We start from the raw sequence: 18243 nt of genomic DNA on the forward strand, positions 1-18243 counted from the left end.
ACCCATGGGTAGCCGGTCAGCCGTAGATCGCGCTCACTTCCCCGACGAGCACGGCGAGCGCCTCGGCGGAGCTGGTCCCGGTCTCCGTCTGCGCGCTGGCGGCGAGGGTCCACACGCCCCCGCCGCGGGCGTCGGGGAGGACCAGCGTCCACTCCGCGTCGTAGCGCGCGTCCGGGGACCCGCAGCGCAGGAGCGCGCCGCCGCCGGGGACGTCGGTGGAGGGGCAGGGGAGACCGCCGGGGAACTCGTCCTGCCCGCCGCCCATCACGAACTGGCCGCGCTGCTGGTCGACCGTGGTGCCGCCCTCGAAGGCGACGCGGACGACGTAGGCGTAGTCGTAGGGCCCGTCGTAGCGCAGCGGCACCGGCACCCAGGTGCAGCCGCCGGGGTACGGCAGCGTGCCGGTCCAGTAGCTGAAGCGCATGCCGAACTCGGCCCCGAGCCGGTCGGCCAGCCGCGGGCAGGTCGAGATGTCCTCCTCGGTGGACGCACCCGGGTAGGGCTTGTCGCCGGGGAGCCACCGGTCCCACTCGGCCGGGGAGGACAGGACGACCGGGCCGCCGAGGGCGGCGGCGAGCGCGTCGAGCTCGGGCTGCGCCGCCTGCTGGGCGGCCGTGGCCGCAGCGGCCGCCGCGGCCTGCTGCTCGGCGACCTGGCGGCCGGCCTCCTCCTGACGGCTCTCCGCGGCTGCCGACGCGGAGGCGGCCGACGCCTCGGCGTCCGGTTCGGCGGTGGGGCCCGCGGTGGACGTCGTGGCGCCCGGGCCGGCGACCTCGCCGGGAGCGGCCGACAGGGATCCGGCCACCGTCGGCACGGCGACGACGAGCGCGGCGACGGCGGCCGCGGCGGCGACCAGGCCGGCGCGGGTGCGCCGCCGGCGGCGGTGCCGCGCGAGGACGGCGGCGGGGGAGACGTCCGGGTCCGGCCAGGTCAGCTCGTCGGCCAGCGCGGTCAGCCGGGCCGGCAGGTCGTGCTCGACGGTCACGAGGCCCCCCTCGTGGGCTCGGGCTGCGGGGCGAGCAGCGTGCGCAGCACGGCCAGGCCCCGGGTGACGTGGTTGTTCACGGTGCTGCGCGAGCAGGACATGAGCCGCGCGGTCTCGGCCTCGCTGAGGTCGTCGAAGTACCGCAGGACGACGGCGGTGCGCACCCGCGGGGACAACCGCAGCAGCGCCGCCCGCAGCTCCGCGGCCTCGGCGTGCGCGGCCTGCAGGTCGGCGCCGTCGCCGCGGTCGGGCACGGTCTCGACCACCTGCTCGGTGCTGGTGAGCCGGCGCAGCCAGCTCAGGTGGGCGTTGACCATGACCCGGCGGACGTAGGCGACCGGGTCGTCGGCGGCGCGGACGGTGGCCCACCGCCCGTAGGCGCGGGCCAACGCGGTCTGCACCAGGTCCTCGCCGGAGTGTCGGTCGCCGGTCAGCAGGACGGCGGTGCGCAGCAGCCGGGGCCCGCAGTCGAGGACGAAGTCGGTGAACCCGTCGTCCCGCTCTCGTGCCACCCGCGCTCCCCGTGGTCGGTGCCTCCACCCCGTAGACGCATCGGCAGCGGCAGTCGACCCCAGGACGGACCGGTCTCGGTTCGGTAACGACCCTCCGACCGGGAGGAGCCCCGCGCGCGCACGCCGCCCGCCCCCGCGGACGGTGTCCGTGGGGGTGGCGGCGGCGCCGTTCCGGTGCCCGGCCGGCAGCGGCCGGTGGGGTCAGACGGGGACGAACGCCTCGTCCGGGTCCACGGTCAGGTCGCGGTCGGGGAGCTCCTCCTGGATGGCGAGGGCCACCTGGCTGAGGAGGTCGTCCCGGTCGATCAGGATCTCGGTGCCGTCGGGCCGGTAGGTGTGCCACCGACCGTCGGGGTCGCGTTCGATGCGGTAGCCGTGATGGACCTTGCCGTGGTGGCGCTCGCACAGCAGGCCCAGGTTCTCGGGTGTGGTCTGGCCGCCGAAGGCCCAGTGGATGCGGTGGTGGGCCTCGCACCACCAGTGCGGGGCGTCGCAGCCGGCGAACACGCAGCCCCGGTCCCGCAGGTCGAGCAGCTGGCGGAGGGCGGCGGGGACGATGCGGACCTCGCGGCCGCGGTGGATCGGTTCCCCGTCCGGGCCCATCACGATCCGGGCGACGGTGGAGTCGCAGGCCAGCCAGCGGGCGCGGGCGGCGGAGATGGTGGCGCCGAAGCCCAGCTCCGCGGCGGTCTTGCCGATCGCCGGGTCGACCAGGTCGTCCAGGTCCAGCACGGCGGCGATGCCCGGCCGGCGGGTGCGCTGGATGGGCACCGCTCCGGCGGCGAGGGTGTTGTCGGCCCACTGCACGAGCACGTCCCCGCGGAGCTGGGCGGGGGTGCGCTCGTCCCCGGCGCAGCGGGAGGTCGCGGCCATCGGTTCGATGACGGCCTTGATCTTCTCCCCGCCGACGGCGTCCAGCTCCGCGTAGAGGGTGACGGTGCTGTCGGGGTGGGTGAGGATCCGCAGCGACCGCTGGGTGATCGGCTCCGGCTCCGGGCCGTCGGGGTCGAGCCGGGCCAGGTAGTCGGCCACCGCTTCGGCGAGGGTCTGGAAGCTCTGCCCGGCGGCGATCGTGGCCAGCGCCTGGTCGACCTGCCCCAGGTCGATGCCCTGCTCGGCGGCCATCGCCGCATGCCTGGGTGCCACCACCTTGCTGATCTCGGTGACATGCCCGACCCCGATCGCGCCGGCGGCGAACGCGGCGACGGTGGCGGGAAGCAGCTGCAGCGCCCGGCCGCGGTGCACCAGCGCCGCGGCGGCGTTCGCCTTCAGCCCGGTATGGGTGCGCAGCCAGGCCTGCATCGTCTTCACCCCGTCGTGCTCACACGCCAGCCGCGCATCGGCCGCCCGCACCGCGGCGGTCAACCGCGCAGCCACCCGGTTCTGCTCGGCGGCCAACTCGGCCACCTCGGCCAACAGCTCACCGTCGGACAGCGCATGCAAGGCCTCGTCGGACGGATCACCACCGGTCGAACACATGTACGGATCCTATCGGCTCGGCCCCTCTCCGAGCCGACAGATCCCCAGGTCAGGCGCCCATCCACAGATCGTCGTGCAGGGTTGCGTCAGCCCGAGCGCCGCTATCTCGGCGTGAGGACCACGGGCAGCTCCGCCAGCCCCCGGATCACGAACTCCGGCCGCCGCCGGGCCGGCCGCCCGAGCTCCAGCCGCGACGTGCGGTCGAGCAGCGCGCCGAAGGAGGCCTGCAGCTCGACACGGGCCAGCGGGGCCCCGATGCAGAAGTGGACGCCCGCGCCGAAGGAGATCTGCGGGTTGGGGGTGCGGCCGACGTCCAGGGTGTCCGGGTCGGCGAAGACGGCGGGGTCGCGGTTGGCGCTGCCCAGCAGGGCGGCGATCTTCCGCCCGCGCGGCACGACCACGCCGCCGATCTCGACGTCCTCGGTCGCCGTGCGCTCGAACAGCTGCAGCGGCGAGTCGAAGCGCATCAGCTCCTCGACCGCCGTCGGCAGCAGGCCGGGGTCCTCGCGCAGCCGGGCCAGCTGGTCCGGGTGCTGCAGCAGCGCCAGCAGCCCGTTGCCCGAGACGTTGACGGTCGCCTCGTGGCCGGCGTTGAGCAGCAGGATGCAGGTGGTGACCAGCTCGTCCTCGGTCAGCCGGTCGCCGTCGGCGTCCCGGACCGAGACGAGGTGGGAGAGCAGGTCCTCGCCGGGGGAGCGGCGGCGCTGCCCGGTCAGCTCGCGCAGGTAGGCGACGAACTCCGCGGCGGCCCGCTCGGCGGCGTCCTCGACCGCCGTCGTCCGGCCGTACTCGTACATCTTCACGATCGCGTTGGACCACGGCCGCAGCAGCGGCCGGTCGGCGTGCGGCACCCCGAGCAGCTCGGCGATCACGGCGACCGGCAGCTCCTCGGCCATCCCCGAGAGGACGTCGACCGGCTCGGTGCCGGCCGACCGCTCGACCAGGCCGTCGACCAGCTCCCGGGCCAGCTCCTCCACCCACGGGCGCAGCCGCTCCACGTGCCCGCGGGCGAACGCGGTGCTGATCAGCCGGCGCAGCCGGGTGTGGTCCGGCGGCTCCATCTCCAGGATCGCGTTGCGGTGGATGAGGTTGAACGCCTCGAACCGCTCGCCGGGCTCCCTGTCCCGCCAGATGCGGCCCAGCCGCCGGTCACGCAGCACGGCCCCGGCCTCGGCGTGGGAGAACGCCAGCCACAGGCCCAGGCCCTGGTGCCACTGCACCGGCGCCTGCGCGCGGGCCCGGGCGAAGGAGGGGTACGGGTCGGCCACCACCGCCGGGTCGCTGAGGTCCAGGGGCGGGGCGGTGCTCGTCACCGTCGAAGCCTAGGACGGTGGCCCGCTCACTAACCTGGACCCCATGGCCCGCTCCGCGACCCGCCGCAAGCCCAGCTCCCCCGCCGCCGAGAGCGGTGGCGTCAACCCCAAGGCGCCCTGCCCCTGCGGCTCCGGCCGCCGCTACAAGCACTGCCACGGCTCGGGCTACGCCCCGCCCGTCACCCGGCCGTTCGAGGGTCTGCCCGGCGAGCCGGACTGGGTGGCGCTGCGCGAGCTGGTCCCGGCCGCGACGGCCCCGCTGAAGACGGCGGACGGCCGCGAGGTCACCCTGGCCAGCGTCCTGCCGGGCGGGGCGCCGGCGCTGGTGCGGGCCAACGGCGAGATCCTGCTCGGCGTCCAGCTGCCGACGTCCTCCGACGACGTCAGCCGCGACCTCGGCACCGCGCTGGCCGCCGCACTGGAGGCGCCGAAGGGCGCGCCGGTCGACCCGGGCCCGGTCGGCGCGGCCGGCTCGGCCGGGCCGCGGCTGCAGGAGCTGCTGGACCTCGAGGCCCCGCTCGAGGTCACCGTGCACGAGGACTTCGCGTTCTGGCTGGAGGGCGCCGACCCGTCCCCGGCCGCGCAGGCCGGGCTCGAGCAGGCCAACCAGGCGGTGCTGCCGACCGTGCGGCTGCCCGGCCTCGGCGCCGCCTACTGGGTGCGGCCCAGCGGCGAGCGGGCGCACCTGCGCTGGGTCCGCCCCGAGCCGGAGGAGCCGCTGCTCGACGCGCTGGCCCGGCTGTCGGCGTCCGAGCAGATCCTGCTCGGCGAGGGCACCCGCTACGCCGGGGCGTTCCGGGCGCACGGCCTCGTCGTCCCCGTCTGGGACCTGCCCGCCGACGCGCTCGCCGACGACTGGACCGACGCCGCGACCGACTTCCAGGCCCGCCTGGAGCAGGCCCTGACGGTCACCGACCCGCTGACCGCCGACGAGCGCCGCGCCCGCGCCGGGCTGATCTCCCGCCAGATCACCCTGCGCTAGACCCCGGGGGAGCCGTGGCCGTGGCCATACCGCTGCGGCCCCGGCTCCCCTACATTGCCGCGCCGTGACGCAGCAGCAGGAGCTCTCGCCGCGGGCGCAGCGGCGGCTGGAGAAGCGCCTCCGCGAGGCGCTGCCGCCCCACGACGGGCCGGAGGCGGTCTCCCCGCCGCTGCGCTGGGTCCGCCGGTTCACCCCGCTCGGCATCGGCCGGCGCCGGGTGGTCCTGCGAATCGAGGGCGGCCGGCTGCAGGTCGTCCGGACGCCGTTGCTCCGCGCCGAGCGGGTCGTGGCGGAGGGCCCGCTCGCCGAGTTCCACGGCGCGGCCGCCTCGCGCAGCGGCCGCGGGCTGCACCTCTGGCACGGTGACCGGCTCTACCGGCTCACCGGCCGGTCCGACGCGAGCCACGGCGGCGGTGGCGACACGAACTCGTGGACGCTCGGCGACGACCCGGTCAGCGCGGTGATCGGCCTCATCCTGCTGCCGTTCCTGCTGATCTACGGGGTGTGGTTGCTGCTGGGGCTGTGGTCCTCGACGGTCGCGTCGGAGCGGGAGAACGCGACGACCACCCTGCGGTGGCTCGCCCCGGTGCTGGGGGCGGCGCCGCCCGGCCGCGGCTACCGCCGGCCGCTGCCCGGGGGGTGGCTGAGCCTCGGCCGGTGGCTGGTGCGGCTGGCGGTCCTCGGCGCGCTCGTCGCCGTCCCGGTGGTCCTGCTCGGCTAGGGGTCCCGGCGTGCTCGTGCTCCGCCCACCACGGTGGGCAGAGCACGAGCACCCGGAGGAGAGGTGGTCAGGCCTGGCGGCGGCGGCCCAGGAGCTGCAGCCCGGCGCCGAGCCCGAGGGCGGCCACCCCGCCGAACAGGTAGGGCTTCGGGTCCAGGCCGGTGTAGGCCAGCTGGCCGCCACCGCCGGTGGGGCCGCCACTGGACACCGGCACGACGGCCGGCTGCGGCTGCTGCTCCGGGTGGACGACGGGGTGCGCCGGCTGCGGGTGCTGCGGCTGCTCGGGCCGGGGCTGCTCCGGCGCCGGGCCCGGGATGAGCGCGCACAGCTGCTCGACCAGGCCGACCAGCGGCGCCGGGTCCACGCCGAGGGCGGCACCGCCCTGCTCGATCAGGCCGATCAGCGAGTCGCAGCCCTCCTCGAGGCTCGTCGGCAGCGCGGCCAGCAGCTGCTCCAGCAGGTCCTGGATCGCCGCAGTCGGGTCGGCCTCGGCCGCCTCGCAGAGCTGGTCGATCCCGGCGGCCAGCTGCGGGTCCAGCGCGCCCAGCCCGTCGCGGAGCTGGCCGCACAGCCCGGCGACCGGGTTGGGCGCCGGCTCGTCGGCCCCGGGGTCCCCGGCCGTCTCGGCCGGGGTCTGCTCACCGGAGGCGCCGGCGCCGGAGCCGCTCCCGGGAGCCGGGTCGCCGCCGGCCCCGGGGATCGCGCCGGGAAGCGCCTCGCCGGCCTCCTGGAGCGCCTCGGGCAGCGCCGTGCCGGGCTCGGTCCCGCCCGTGGTCCCGGACGGCGCCGGTGCCGGTGGCGTCGGGAGCTCCGGGAAGCCGCCGGTCAGGGTGTCGGAGAGGTCCCGCAGCGCGCCGAGCGGGTCGGGGGTGGCGGGCTCGGCGGAGGCCGTCCCCGGCGAGACGGCGAGCAGGGCGAGCGCTGCGGCGGGTGCGAGCAGCAGGCGGGTCTTGCGGGACACGGATCCCCCGAGGAGTCGGCACCGGTTGGCGCGCTGTCCTACGAGCGGCGGCGAGGGAGGTCACGCCGTCGTTTCGGTGCCCTGCGCGCCGCCACCCAGCGTGACGGAGCGGTCCGCGTCAGGTGAGCGGATCGCGCGCGATCGGGCAGGACATGCACCGCGGGCCGCCGCGGCCGCTGCCCAGCTCCGCCCCCGCGATCGCGACCACCTCGATGCCGGCGGCCTCCAGCGCGGCGTTGGTGACGGTGTTCCGCTCGTAGGCCACGGCCAGCCGCGGGGCCAGCGCCAGGGTGTTGTTGCCGTCGTCCCACTGCTCGCGCTCGGCGGTGACCGGGTCCAGGCCGGTGTCGATGACCCGCAGCCGGTCGATCCCCATCGCCCGGGCGGCGGCGGTCAGGAAGGGCTCGGGCCCGCGGACGGCGAGGTCGGTCGCGTCGGCGTCGTCCCCCGGGCCGTCCGCGGTGACGGTCCAGGCGACCAGCGAGCCGGCGACCGCCGGGTACATGACCATGGCGTCGGCGTCGACCATCGTGGCGATGGTGTCCAGGTGCATCGTCGCCCGCCGCTGCGCGATGGGGACGGCGAGCACCGTGTGCGCCAGCCCGCGGGCGAACACCCGCCGCGCCAGCCGCTCGGCGCCGCCGGCCGTCGTCCGCTCGCCGACGCCGACCGCCACCACCCCGGGCGCCAGCAGCAGGACGTCGCCGCCCTCCAGGTGCTCCAGCGACGGGTCGTAGAGCCGGTCGACGCCGGCGAAGCGCGGGTGGTGGGCGTACAGCGCGCCGGTGATGGTCGACTCCCGCCGCCGGGCCGGCATGGCCAGCGACGTCACCGCCACCTGCCCGCCCACCCACACCGACGAGTCGCGGGTGAACAGCAGGTTCGGCAGCGGCGGGACGACGAAGCCGCCCCGCCCCATGAGCTCCCACCCCAGCCCGCGGGCGCCGGGCAGCTCGTCGTGCGCCAGCCCCGCGATCAGCGTGGCCGCGAGCTCGGCGGCCGGCAGGTCCGACAGGTGGGCGGCCGCGGTGCGGCGCAGCGTGGCGCCCAGCCGGGGGTCGTCGACGGCGGCGTCGACCAGCTCGGCCCGGGCCGCGGGCAGCTCGAGCACCTCGGCCAGCAGCCGGTCGACGTGCAGCACCTCGACGCCGCGGGCGGTCAGCTCGGCGGCGAACGCGTCGTGCTCCTCCTGCGCCCGGGCCACCCACGGCACGCCGTCGAACAGCAGCTCGTCGTTGTTGCGCGGGGTCAGCCGGCGCAGCTCGGCGCCGGGCCGGTGCAGCAGGACGGTGCGCAGGCGGCCGACCTCGCTGGTCACGCCCAGGCCCTGCCGCAGGGGCCCACCGCGAGCCTGCGAGTGGGAGGGGGCGGCGGGGTCCTTCATCACCTCCCGAGGCTGCCACCGGCACGCGGAGGGCGCTCGGTAGCGTCGTCCGTCCGGGGGACGGCGCCGTCCCCGCGAGACGGAGGTACGCGTGGACCTGTTCGACCTCACCGGGAAGGTCGCCCTCGTCACCGGGGGCACCCGCGGCATCGGTCTGATGATGGCCCGCGGGCTGCTGCAGGCCGGGGCCTCGGTGTTCATCAGCTCCCGCAAGGCCGACGCCGGGGAGGCCGCGGTCGCCGAGCTGTCGCCGTTCGGGCGGGTGGAGTCGATCCCGGCCGACGTCTCCACCGAGGCCGAGTGCCTGCGGCTGGCCGAGGAGGTCGGTCGGCGCACCGACCGGCTGCACGTGCTGGTCAACAACGCCGGCGCCACGTGGGGCACGCCCTACGAGGAGTTCCCCGCCTCGGCGTGGGACAAGGTCCTCGACCTCAACCTCAAGGCGCCGTTCTTCCTCACCCGCGCGTGCACGCCGCTGCTCGAGGCGGCCGCCACCCCCGACGACCCAGCCCGCGTGGTGAACGTCGGCAGCATCGACGGGCTGCACGTGCCCGCGCTGCCCACCTACTCCTACTCGGCCAGCAAGGCCGGCGTGCACCAGCTGACCCGGGTGCTCGCCAAGGAGCTGGGCCCGCGCGGCATCACGGTCAACGCCGTCGCGCCGGGGCCGTTCGAGTCGAAGATGATGGCCGCCACGCTGGCCGCGTTCGGCGACGAGATCGCCGCGTCCGCGCCGCTCAAGCGGATCGGCCGCCCCGACGACATGGCCGGCGTCGTCGTCTACCTGACCAGCCGGGCCGGCGCCTACGTCACCGGCGCCGTCATCCCCGTCGACGGCGGCCGCGCGACGACCCTCTGACCGGGGTCGGGGTCGGGGTCAGGCCGACGCCGCGACCTCCGACCCGTGCACGGTGATCGCGTAGATCACGATCACGTCGAAGGCGATGATCAGCGCCGACCAGAAGGGGAAGGCCGGCAGGAACGCCAGGTGGACCACGGCGTTGACGCCGGCGAACACCACGCCGGCGATCAGAGCCGCGCGGTGGCCGCGCATCAGCCCCGCGCCGACGACGATCGCCAGCGCGCCCAGGACGACGTGCACCCATCCCCAGGTGGTGTAGCCCAGGTCGAGCAGCAGCGCCTCCGACCGCACCGGGAAGAAGTCGTCGTTGACCAGCGCGGAGAGCCCCTCCACCAGCGCGAAGAAGCCGATGATCACCAGCATCACGGCGGCGAAGACGATCCAGGACGCCCAGCCGGTCGGGCGGTCCGTGTCCCCCCGGAGGCCGCCTCGCTCGCCGGCCCGCCAGTCGACCCCGTACCCGCTGCTGTTCGCCGTGGACATCGCCGTCCCTCCTCCCCGGGGCGCGGGGCGGCCCCGACCGCCCGAGCCTGGCGCGCCGGGGAGCCGGCGCGCCTCGTGCGGAGCGGACGATGTCAGGCCGACTCGGCCGGCGGCGGACGACGGCGGACCGGGCGGTGCGCGGCCGACTCCGGCACCCGGGCCAGGTGCGCCTCGGCGACCGCGACCTGTTGCGGCGACCCGACCGCCCGGCCCTGCCGCCGGGCGCCGGCCCACCACTCCCGCGCGGCCACGGTGTCGCCCTGGTGCTCGGCGATCCGGCCGAGCACCTCGTCGTAGGCGCCCAGGGTGAACGCGGGCGTGCCGAGCACCGCCTGCCGGCCGCGGAAGGGCAGCAGCGCGACGACGGCCACCTCGAGCTCCGGCTCGTCGCCGAGCAGCAGCGCCGTCTCGGCCTCCAGCAGCACCGCGACGTCGCTGGCCCAGTCGCGCACCCGAGTGCGCCCCCAGCGCCGGCGCAGCCGCCGCGCGCAGGCCAGGTCGCCGGACTCGGCCGCGGCCAGCACCGCCATGAGCTGCAGCAGCGGGTTGCCCTCGTCGCCGGTCTCCACCAGCAGGTCGACCGCCTCGGGCAGCCGGGCGTCCGCGCGGCGCAGCGCGAACTGGTGGGCGGCGAAGGCATGTCGGGCGTGCGGGGTCACCCGGCGGTACAGCTCGTAGGCCTCGGTGGTGAGCTCCTCGGCGCGGGCGGCGTCGCCGTTGAGCCACGCCGCCCCCGCCTGCTGCCACAGCACGTGCGGGCGCACCTCGGGGCCGGACAGGGACGCCGACAGCCGGCGGGCGGCGTCCAGGTCCTCCTCGAAGCCGCGCCGGTCGGCCAGGTGCAGGCGGATCGCGGCCCGGTGCAGCCGCGCGTAGAACTCCGTGCGCCGGGGCAGGCCGCGGCCGGCCAGGCCGAGCGCCTCGTCGGTGGCCGCCAGCCGCAGCTCGGCCGCGCCGGGCCGGCCCCACACGGCGAGCGAGAGGTTGTTCAGCACCCGGCCGAGCAGCTCCGGGTCCCCGGCGCCGCGGGCCAGCTCCACCGCCCGCTCGGCGTAGCGGGGGCCGCGCTGCAGGTCCTCGCTGAAGGCGAGCTCCACGCCGAGCGTGCCCAGCAGCCGCGCGGTGAGCCGGTCGCGGTCGGCCTCCGACGCGTCCGGCGCGATCTCGTCGCGGTGCTCCAGCAGCTCCTCCAGCAGCGCCACCATCGCGTGGTCGACCACGCCGTGCGGCCGCCAGTTCCACAGCGTCGGCGAGCCCCACACCGAGGCGGCCTCCAGCAGGCAGCGCCGGTCGCCGAGCTCCCGGGCCACGCCGATCGCCTCGCCGAGCACCTCCCGGGCCTCGGTCCGCTCGCCGCTGCGCAGCAGGTCGTCGCCGAGGGCGGTGAGCAGGTCGTGCCGGGTGCGCGCCGCGTCCGGCACGCCCGGGTCGAGCAGCTGCAGCGCCCGCCGGGTGTGCGCGGCGGCCTCGCCGTGCGCCAGCCGGGCCCGGGCGGCGTCGGCCGCGGCGGCCGCGTACCGGCGGGCCGGGCCGGTCCCGGTCACCGGCACCGCCTCGACGAAGTGGTGCGCCAGCCGCTCGAGCAGGGTGTCCTCGCCGGGCGTGCCGGCCCGCCGCTTCTCCAGCGCGGCGCCCAGCCGGGCGTGCAGCCGGGCCCGCTGCAGCGTGCTCAGCTCCGCGGCCAGCACCTCCTGCACCAGGGCGTGGGTGAACCGCCAGCTCCACGGCGTCCTGCCGGGCACCAGCAGGCCCAGCGCCATCGCCGACTCCAGCGCCGGCAGCGCCTCCTCCGCCGGGGTGCCCGCCCCCTCGAGCAGGTCGAGGGTGACCTCCCGGCCGGCGAGGGCGGCCAGGTCCAGCACGGTGCGGGTCTCGGTCGGCAGCCGGTCCAGCCGGGTGTGCAGCACCGCGCGCACCGACGGCGGGACGGCGTCGCGGCCGGCGTCGGCCGTGCCGGCCAGCCAGCGGGTGAGCTCGACGACGAAGAAGGGGTTGCCCGCGGTGCGGTCGTGCACCGTCGAGGCCAGCGCCGGGTCCGGGTCGGGGCCCAGGCGGGCGGCCAGCAGCGCCGCGACCTCCTCGGGGTCCAGGCCCTCGAGCCGCAGCCGGCTGGCGGACGGCTCCCGGCCCAGCCGCGCCAGGCAGTCGGCGACCGGCGCCGGCAGCTCCTCGCCGACGTCGCGGACGGTGACCAGCAGCAGCAGCGGCAGCCGGGGCAGGTGGCGGGCGACCAGCGAGAGCAGCTGCACCGAGGTGGTGTCCGCGCCCTGCAGGTCGTCGAGCACGACGAGCAGCGGCTGGCGGGCGGCGGCGGCCGACAGCCGGCTGCACAGGTCCTCGAACAGCCGGTACCGGGCGTCGTCGGCGTCGTCCTCGGTGGTGGGCGCGAGCCGCTCCTGGCCAAGCGCCTGCAGCACCTGGGTCCACGGCCACAGCGCGGGCGCCCCGGCGTCGTCCGCGCACCGGCTCCAGGCCACCGCCCAGCCGGCGGCGCGCGCCACCTCGGCGGCCGCCTCGGCCAGCCGGGTCTTGCCGATGCCGGCCTCGCCGCCGACCACCACCACGGCCGGCCGGCCGCCGGCGGCCAGGTCCAGCGACACCCGCAGCTGCGCCAGCTCGATCGCCCGCCCCACCAGGCCCTCGGCGCGCGCGGCCGGCACGGGCGCCGCGGGCGCGGGCAGCGGCGCGGGCCGGGGCCGGGGCACCCGCTCGGTGAGCCTGGGGTCCTGGCGCAGCACCGCCTGCTCGAGGTCGCGCAGCTCCGGGCCCGGGTCGATGCCCAGCTCGTCGCGCAGCAGCTCGGCGCAGCGGCGCAGCGCGTCCAGGGCGTCGGCCTGGCGGTCGGCGGCGTACAGCGCGGTGACCAGCCGGGCCCACAGCCGCTCGCGCAGCGGGTGCTCGGCCACCAGCCGCTGCAGGTCCGGGACGGCGGCCTCGGGCCGGCCGGCGGCCAGCAGGGCGTCGCAGCGCCGCTCGCGTGCCCGCACGTACAGCTCGGTGAGCCGCAGCCGGTCGGTGGCCGCGGCCGGCTGGTCGCCCAGCTCGGCCAGCGGCTCGCCGCGCCACAGCTCCAGCGCCTCGTCGAGCAGCGCCACCCCGCGCTCCGGCTGGCCGGCGGCGACGGCCCGGTCGCCGTCCTCCAGCAGCGTGGCGAAGCGGAGGCTGTCCAGCTGCTCGGGGCCGACCTGGATGAGGTAGCCGGGCGGCCGGGTGAGCAGCACCTCGGGCGGCTGCCGCGGCCCGCGGTCGGGCTCGAGCACCCGGCGCAGGTGGGAGACGTAGGCCTGCAGGGTGCCGGTGACCGTGGGCGGGGGCTCGTCGCCCCACAGGGCGGAGACGATGCGGTCGAGGCCGACGGCCCGGCCGGGCTCGGACAGCAGGAGGGTCAGCAGCGCGCGGGGCTTGGCGCCGCCGACGTCCAGCGGCCGACCGTCGGGACCCGTGACCTCGAGCGGGCCGAGGACGCGGAAGTGCACGGCGCGGGAGTCTCGCAGAGCCGCCGCCGGAACGGGAGCGTCCCGCGCGCGGCGGCGCACGGCGGAGGGGCCCGCAAGACCGCTGCAAGTCACGGTCAAGACGCCCCGGCCAGGGTCGGCCCCGACCTGATCGACCCGTCCGACTCCCGGAGCCCCCGCGATGATCCCCACCCCGCGCACCAGCAGCCTGCTCGACGAGACCGCCCTCGACGCGCTCGCGCCGTCCTTCCCCGCCGCCGCCGTCGACGAGCTGCGCAGCCGCGTGCACGGCCCCGTCTACGCCGCCGGGGACGACGGCCTGGCCGCCGAGGTGGCCACGTGGAACGTCGCCGTCCAGCACACCCCCGCCGTCGCGGTCGGGGCGACCTGCGCCGCCGACGTCGTCGCGGCCGTGCAGTTCGCCGTCGCCCACGACCTGCCGGTCGCCGTCCAGGCCACCGGCCACGGCCCGGTGCGCAACGCCGCCGGCGCGATGATGATCACCACCCGCCGGATGCAGGGCGTCGTCGTCGACCCGCAGCGCCGCATCGCGCGCGTGCAGGCCGGCGTGAAGTGGGCGGCGGTGCTCGAGGCCGCCGCCGAGCACGGGTTGACCGGGCTGTGCGGCTCGTCCTCCGACGTCGGCGTGGTCGGCTACACCCTCGGCGGCGGGCACGGCTCGCTGGGCCGCCGGTTCGGCTTCGCCGCCGACCACGTGCACGCGGTCGAGATCGTCACCGCCGACGGCGCGCTGCGCCGGGTGGACGCGGGCACCGACCCGGAGCTGTTCTGGGCCGTCCGCGGCGGCAAGGGCGCCCTCGGGGTCGTCACCGCGATCGAGATCGGGCTGGTGCCGGTGCGGTCGGTCATCGGCGGCGGCGTCTTCTTCGCGGCCGAGGACGCCGCGGCCGTGCTGCACGCCTACCGGGAGTGGGCGCCGACGCTGCCCGAGGAGGCCAGCAGCTCCGTCGCCGTCCTGCGGCTGCCCCCGCTGCCGGACCTGCCCCCGCCGCTGCAGGGCCGGACCGTCGTCCACCTGCGCTACGTCTACTCGGGCGAGGACCTCGCCGAGGGGGAGCGGCTCGTCGAGCCGATGACCCGCGCCGGCCGGGTCGTGCTGGGGGCGATCACCCCGCTGCTGACCACCGAGATGGACGCCGTCCACATGGACCCGAAGGACCCCATGCCCGCCTGGGAGAAGGGGATGCTGCTGTCCGAGCTCACCGCCGAGACCGTCGACGCCTTCCTCGCCGCCGCCGGCCCGGACGTGCCCGTCCCGCTGGTCATGGCCGAGATCCGGCAGCTGGGCGGGGCCCTGGCCCGGCCGGCCGCCGTGCCCAACGCCGTCGCCGGGCGGCACGGCGCCTGGTCGGTGCTCGTGCTCGGCCCGATGGTGCCCGAGCTGGCCGAGGTGCTGCCGCAGGTCGGCCGGGGCGTGCTGGAGGCGCTGCGCCCCTGGGCCGCGCCCGGCTGCATGGTCAACTTCCTCGGCGACGTCTCCGGCCCCGCGGAGGTGCTCGCCGCCTACGACCCGGCCGACGCCGAGCGGCTGCTGGCCGTCAAGGCCGCGGTCGACCCGGGCGACGTCTTCTCCACCGGCCACGCGCTGCGCACCCGGTCCTCCCGTGCCCCGGTCGCCTGAGCTCGGTCCGGAGTTGAGGCACAGGAAGCAATACGCACGTCCTGGCGGCGTGGACGTGGGGAGAGCTTCCTGTACCTCCGGGTGCGCCCCGCTCAGTCGGGGAGCAGCACTCCCGGGTTGCAGATGCCGGCCGGGTCGAGCCGCTGCTTGACCGCCCGCAGCACCTCGACGCCCAGCGGCCCGACCTCCCGCTCCAGCCAGGGGCGGTGGTCGGCGCCGACGGCGTGGTGGTGGGTGAGCGTGCCGCCCGCGGCCAGCAGCGCGTCGGTCGCCTCGCGCTTGGCGGCCAGCCACTGCTGGATGGGCAGGTCGTCGTCCCGGTCGGCGAGCACGGTCACGTAGAGCGAGGCCCCGGTCGGGTAGCCGTGCGAGACGTGGCTCATCACCAGCGGGCGCCGGCCGGCCCGGGTCAGCGACCGCCCCAGCGCCCGGCGGACGGCGTCGTAGACGGTCGGCAGCGCCGACCAGGTCGCCGCGGTCTCCAGGGTCTCCACGAGCAGGCCGGAGTCCATCAGCCGGTCGCGCAGGTAGGGCGCCTCGAACCGGTGCCGCCGCCAGGACTCGCCGACCTGGCGGCCCACCCGGATCGCGCCGCCCTCCCGCAGCACCGACGCCGCCGCCTTCCGCCGGGCGCGGACGAGCGTCGGCAGGCCCTCCCAGCCGACGACGAGCAGGCAGCCGCCGGTGTGCCGGCGGGCGCGCAGCGAGGCCCGCAGGGCGCGGGCGCCGGTGCCGCCGGCCATGAGCAGGTTGGCCCGGGTCTCGTCGGGGTCGGACAGCCGGACGACGTCGGGCAGCAGGTCGTGCCGGGCCAGCCGCTGCAGCCCGGCGAGGCCGGCGGCCCAGCTGCGGAACGACCAGCCCTCGTAGGCGGTCGTCCGCGGCTTCGGCCGCACGCGCAGCCGCAGCTCGGTGATCACGCCGAGCGCGCCCTCCGAGCCGAGGGCCAGCCCGAGCAGGTCGGGGCCGGCGGCCGAGGCCGGCGGGTGCCCGAGCTCGAGCACGCCGGTGGGGGTGGCCAGGGTCAGCCCGGCCACCAGGTCGTCGAACCGGCCCACGCCGGTCGAGGCCTGCCCGGCCGACCGGGTCGCCGCGTACCCGCCGAGCGTGGCGAACTCCCAGCTCTGCGGCAGGTGGCCGAGGGTCAGCCCCTCGGCGGCCAGCGCCTCCTCCAGCGCCGGGCCGCGCATGCCCGGGCCGACGGTGACCAGGGAGGAGGGGACGTCGAGGTCGTGGACCGCCGCCATCCGGCGCAGGTCCAGCGCCACCGCGGGCCGGTCGTCGGGGTCCGTGCCCGAGAGACCGCCGACGACGCTCGTCCCGCCGCCGAACGGGACGACGACGACGCCGTGCTCGGCGCACAGCGCCAGCAGGGCCGCGGTCTGCGCGGTGTCGCCGGGGGCGACCACGGCGTCGGGGGCGTCGGAGGCGTCGCCCTCGCGCCGGCGCAGCAGGTCCAGGTAGCTCTTGCCGCCGGTGCGCCGCAGCCGCGCCTCCCGGTCGGTGGCCACGTGCTCGGCGCCGAGCAGCGCGACCAGCGCCGCGCGGGCCTCCTCCGGGAGGCGGCTGGGCGCGAGCCGGATCTCCCCGACCCGGACGGCGGGGGTGGACCGCGGCGTCCAGCCCAGCTCCCGGGCCAGGTGCCGGCGGGCCGCGCGGGGCAGGGCGCCGGCCAGGTCGGGGTCGCGGGCGAGCTCGAGCGAGCCCTCCGCCGACTCCTCCGGCCCCTCCGCGACCGTCGCCACGCGGGAGGCCCCCGGGCCCCACCCCTGGATCGTCAGTTCCGGCTGCTCGGGCACGGCTACAGTCTGCCGGTGCCCCGCGACGCGCCCGCCCCCGGCGCGCTCGCCGCCGAGCGGCGGGCCGCTGACCTGCAGGCCCTCGCCGACGGGGCGGTCGACGTGGTGGTGGTCGGCGGCGGCGTGACCGGCGCCGGGGTGGCCCTGGACGCGGCATCGCGGGGGCTGACGGTGGCGCTGCTGGAGCGCGCCGACCTCGCCTCGGGCACCAGCCGGTGGTCGTCGAAGCTCGTGCACGGCGGGCTGCGCTACCTCGCCCACGGGGAGATCGGCCTGGCCCGGGAGTCCGCCCGCGAGCGCGCCGTCCTCATGGGGGCGACCGCGCCGCACCTGGTCCGGCCGCTGCCGTTCCTGGTGCCGGACGTCGCCGGGCGGGACGTGACCGCGCTCGCCGAGGCCGGCGGCCGGCTGGGGGACGCGGTGCGGATCTCCGTGCCCGGCGGCCGGCGGTCGCTGCCCCCGACCACCCGGGTCGGCGCGGCGGAGGTGGCGCGGGCGACGCCGGCGGTGCGCGCCGGCCGCGGCGGCGTCGTCTTCTGGGACGGGCAGCTGGCCGACGACGCCCGGCTCGTCGTGGCGCTGGCCCGGACGGCGGCCGCGCTCGGCGCCCGGGTGGTGACCGGCGCGGCGGTGACCGGGGTGTCCGGCGGGACCGTGTCCGTGACCCCGGACGACGGGGCGCCGTTCGAGCTGCGCGCCGGCGTGGTGGTCAACGCGGCCGGGGTCTGGGCGCAGCGGCTCGCGCCGGACGTGCGGCTGGTGCCCTCGCGCGGCTCGCACCTCGTCGTCCGCGCCGCCCGGCTCGGCGACCCGACCGCGGCGCTCACCGTGCCGCTGCCCGGCTCGCGCTCGCGGTACGTGTTCGCGCTGCCGCAGCCCGGCGGGCTGGTCTACCTCGGGCTCACCGACGAGCCGGTGGCCGGCCCCGTGCCCGACGACGACCCGGTGCCCTCCGACGCCGAGGTCGCCCAGCTGCTGGAGACGGTGAACCGGGTGCTCGCCGAGCCGCTGACCCGCGACGACGTCGTCGGCTCCTACGCCGGGCTGCGCCCGCTGGTGCTGCCGGCCTCGGCCGGCAGCGGCCCCGGCGACGCCACCGCCGACCTCTCCCGCAAGCACCTGCTCTCCTGGGAGGGGGCCGTGCTCACCGTCGTCGGCGGGAAGTTGACCACCTACCGGGCGATGGCCGAGGAGACGGTGGACGCCGTGGTGGCCCGGCTCGGCCGCGGCGCGGTCAGGTCGGTCACCGCCCGGCTGCCGCTGGTCGGGGCGGCACCGCGGCCGGCGCTGGCGCGGGTGGACGCGCCGCCGCGGCTGGTGGCGCGGTACGGCACCGAGGCGCCGGCGGTGGCCGCGCTGGGCGCCGAGCCGGTGGTGGCGGGCCGGCCGGAGACGGTGGGGGAGCTGCGCTTCGCCGTCCGCGCCGAGGGCGCACGCACCGTGGCCGACCTGCTGGACCGGCGCACCCGCATCGGGCTGGTGCCCGCGGACCGGGCACGCGCGCTCGCCGCCGCCGAGGCCGTCCTCGCCGAGTAGCCCCCGGGCCGGGATCAGGTGACCTGATCGTGGCGGGGGGGGGCCCCCCCCCCCCCCCCCGGGGCCGCGCCGCGGGCGCGGGGGGGGTCGGCCCCCCCCCCCGCGCGGACCCCCCCCCGGGGGGCGGGG

Annotated in this window: 14 protein-coding genes; 5 read left to right on the forward strand and 9 right to left on the reverse strand. The window is 77.7% G+C overall.

Annotated elements, in window-relative coordinates; genetic code table 11:
• Positions 1 to 16: 16 nt before the first annotated feature.
• The 4 genes from ACI79F_RS19420 to ACI79F_RS19435 form a co-directional block, all read right to left on the reverse strand.
• Positions 17 to 985 carry a hypothetical protein gene (locus ACI79F_RS19420; protein ID WP_456545086.1) on the reverse strand — a complete coding sequence of 323 codons (969 nt, stop codon included), beginning with the start codon at positions 983 to 985 and terminating at the stop codon, positions 17 to 19.
• The gene (locus ACI79F_RS19425; RefSeq protein ID WP_456545085.1) at positions 982 to 1497 is read right to left on the reverse strand and encodes a SigE family RNA polymerase sigma factor; all 516 of its coding nucleotides are present in this window, start codon (positions 1495 to 1497) and stop codon (positions 982 to 984) included. The genes ACI79F_RS19420 and ACI79F_RS19425 overlap by 4 nt, the downstream gene beginning before the upstream one ends.
• 201 nt (positions 1498 to 1698) lie before the next feature.
• Entirely contained in the window at positions 1699 to 2976 is a 1278-nt protein-coding gene (locus ACI79F_RS19430) for a DUF222 domain-containing protein (protein WP_456545084.1), read from the reverse strand.
• A gap of 101 nt (positions 2977 to 3077) precedes the next feature.
• Positions 3078 to 4289 (reverse strand): cytochrome P450, encoded by a 1212-nt coding sequence (locus tag ACI79F_RS19435; protein WP_456545083.1) that lies wholly within the window; start codon positions 4287 to 4289, stop codon positions 3078 to 3080.
• A gap of 43 nt (positions 4290 to 4332) precedes the next feature.
• Here ACI79F_RS19435 and ACI79F_RS19440 point away from each other — a divergent pair, with 43 nt between their 5' ends.
• The gene (locus tag ACI79F_RS19440; RefSeq protein ID WP_456545082.1) at positions 4333 to 5271 is read left to right on the forward strand and encodes a DUF5926 family protein; all 939 of its coding nucleotides are present in this window, start codon (positions 4333 to 4335) and stop codon (positions 5269 to 5271) included.
• 64 nt (positions 5272 to 5335) lie between these two features.
• Positions 5336 to 5992 (forward strand): hypothetical protein, encoded by a 657-nt coding sequence (locus ACI79F_RS19445; protein ID WP_456545081.1) that lies wholly within the window; start codon positions 5336 to 5338, stop codon positions 5990 to 5992.
• Positions 5993 to 6059: 67 nt separating this feature from the next.
• Here the strand turns inward: ACI79F_RS19445 and ACI79F_RS19450 are convergent, their stop codons facing one another.
• Together ACI79F_RS19450 and ACI79F_RS19455 are read right to left on the reverse strand one after the other, a co-directional pair.
• Positions 6060 to 6953 (reverse strand): hypothetical protein, encoded by an 894-nt coding sequence (locus tag ACI79F_RS19450; RefSeq protein WP_456545080.1) that lies wholly within the window; start codon positions 6951 to 6953, stop codon positions 6060 to 6062.
• Positions 6954 to 7071: 118 nt separating this feature from the next.
• On the reverse strand, positions 7072 to 8271 hold the full coding sequence (locus tag ACI79F_RS19455) for an arginine deiminase (RefSeq protein WP_456545079.1): 1200 nt from the start codon (positions 8269 to 8271) through the stop codon (positions 7072 to 7074).
• A 157-nt stretch (positions 8272 to 8428) separates the two neighbouring features.
• On the opposite strand from ACI79F_RS19455, the gene ACI79F_RS19460 reads away from it, so the two are divergent.
• Entirely contained in the window at positions 8429 to 9196 is a 768-nt protein-coding gene (locus ACI79F_RS19460; protein WP_456545078.1) for an SDR family oxidoreductase, read from the forward strand.
• Positions 9197 to 9214: 18 nt separating this feature from the next.
• On the opposite strand, the gene ACI79F_RS19465 is transcribed toward ACI79F_RS19460, so the two are convergent.
• Both ACI79F_RS19465 and ACI79F_RS19470 read right to left on the reverse strand, forming a co-directional pair.
• Entirely contained in the window at positions 9215 to 9682 is a 468-nt protein-coding gene (locus ACI79F_RS19465) for a DUF7144 family membrane protein (protein ID WP_456545077.1), read from the reverse strand.
• A 92-nt stretch (positions 9683 to 9774) separates the two neighbouring features.
• Positions 9775 to 13158 carry a BTAD domain-containing putative transcriptional regulator gene (locus ACI79F_RS19470; protein ID WP_456545076.1) on the reverse strand — a complete coding sequence of 1128 codons (3384 nt, stop codon included), beginning with the start codon at positions 13156 to 13158 and terminating at the stop codon, positions 9775 to 9777.
• A gap of 160 nt (positions 13159 to 13318) precedes the next feature.
• Here ACI79F_RS19470 and ACI79F_RS19475 point away from each other — a divergent pair, with 160 nt between their 5' ends.
• Positions 13319 to 14779, forward strand: coding sequence for an FAD-binding oxidoreductase (locus ACI79F_RS19475; RefSeq protein WP_456545075.1), 1461 nt, complete (start codon positions 13319 to 13321; stop codon positions 14777 to 14779).
• Positions 14780 to 14871: 92 nt separating this feature from the next.
• Here the strand turns inward: ACI79F_RS19475 and ACI79F_RS19480 are convergent, their stop codons facing one another.
• Positions 14872 to 16578, reverse strand: a complete 1707-nt coding sequence (locus ACI79F_RS19480) for an FAD-binding oxidoreductase (RefSeq protein ID WP_456545074.1) — start codon at positions 16576 to 16578, stop codon at positions 14872 to 14874.
• Positions 16579 to 16593: 15 nt separating this feature from the next.
• Here ACI79F_RS19480 and ACI79F_RS19485 point away from each other — a divergent pair, with 15 nt between their 5' ends.
• Entirely contained in the window at positions 16594 to 18114 is a 1521-nt protein-coding gene (locus tag ACI79F_RS19485; protein WP_456545073.1) for a glycerol-3-phosphate dehydrogenase/oxidase, read from the forward strand.
• The last annotated feature ends 129 nt before the right edge of the window (positions 18115 to 18243 follow it).

This window comes from Blastococcus sp. SYSU D00868 (genome assembly GCF_054050575.1).

What these genes read in the sequence shown, in the direction of transcription:
- ACI79F_RS19440 (WP_456545082.1), top strand. Translation starts at nt 4,333, where the DNA reads ATGGCCCGCTCCGCGACCCGCCGCAAGCCCAGCTCCCCCGCCGCCGAG.
- ACI79F_RS19465 (WP_456545077.1), bottom strand. Translation starts at nt 9,682, where the DNA reads ATGTCCACGGCGAACAGCAGCGGGTACGGGGTCGACTGGCGGGCCGGC.
- ACI79F_RS19475 (WP_456545075.1), top strand. Translation starts at nt 13,319, where the DNA reads ATGATCCCCACCCCGCGCACCAGCAGCCTGCTCGACGAGACCGCCCTC.
- ACI79F_RS19430 (WP_456545084.1), bottom strand. Translation starts at nt 2,976, where the DNA reads ATGTGTTCGACCGGTGGTGATCCGTCCGACGAGGCCTTGCATGCGCTG.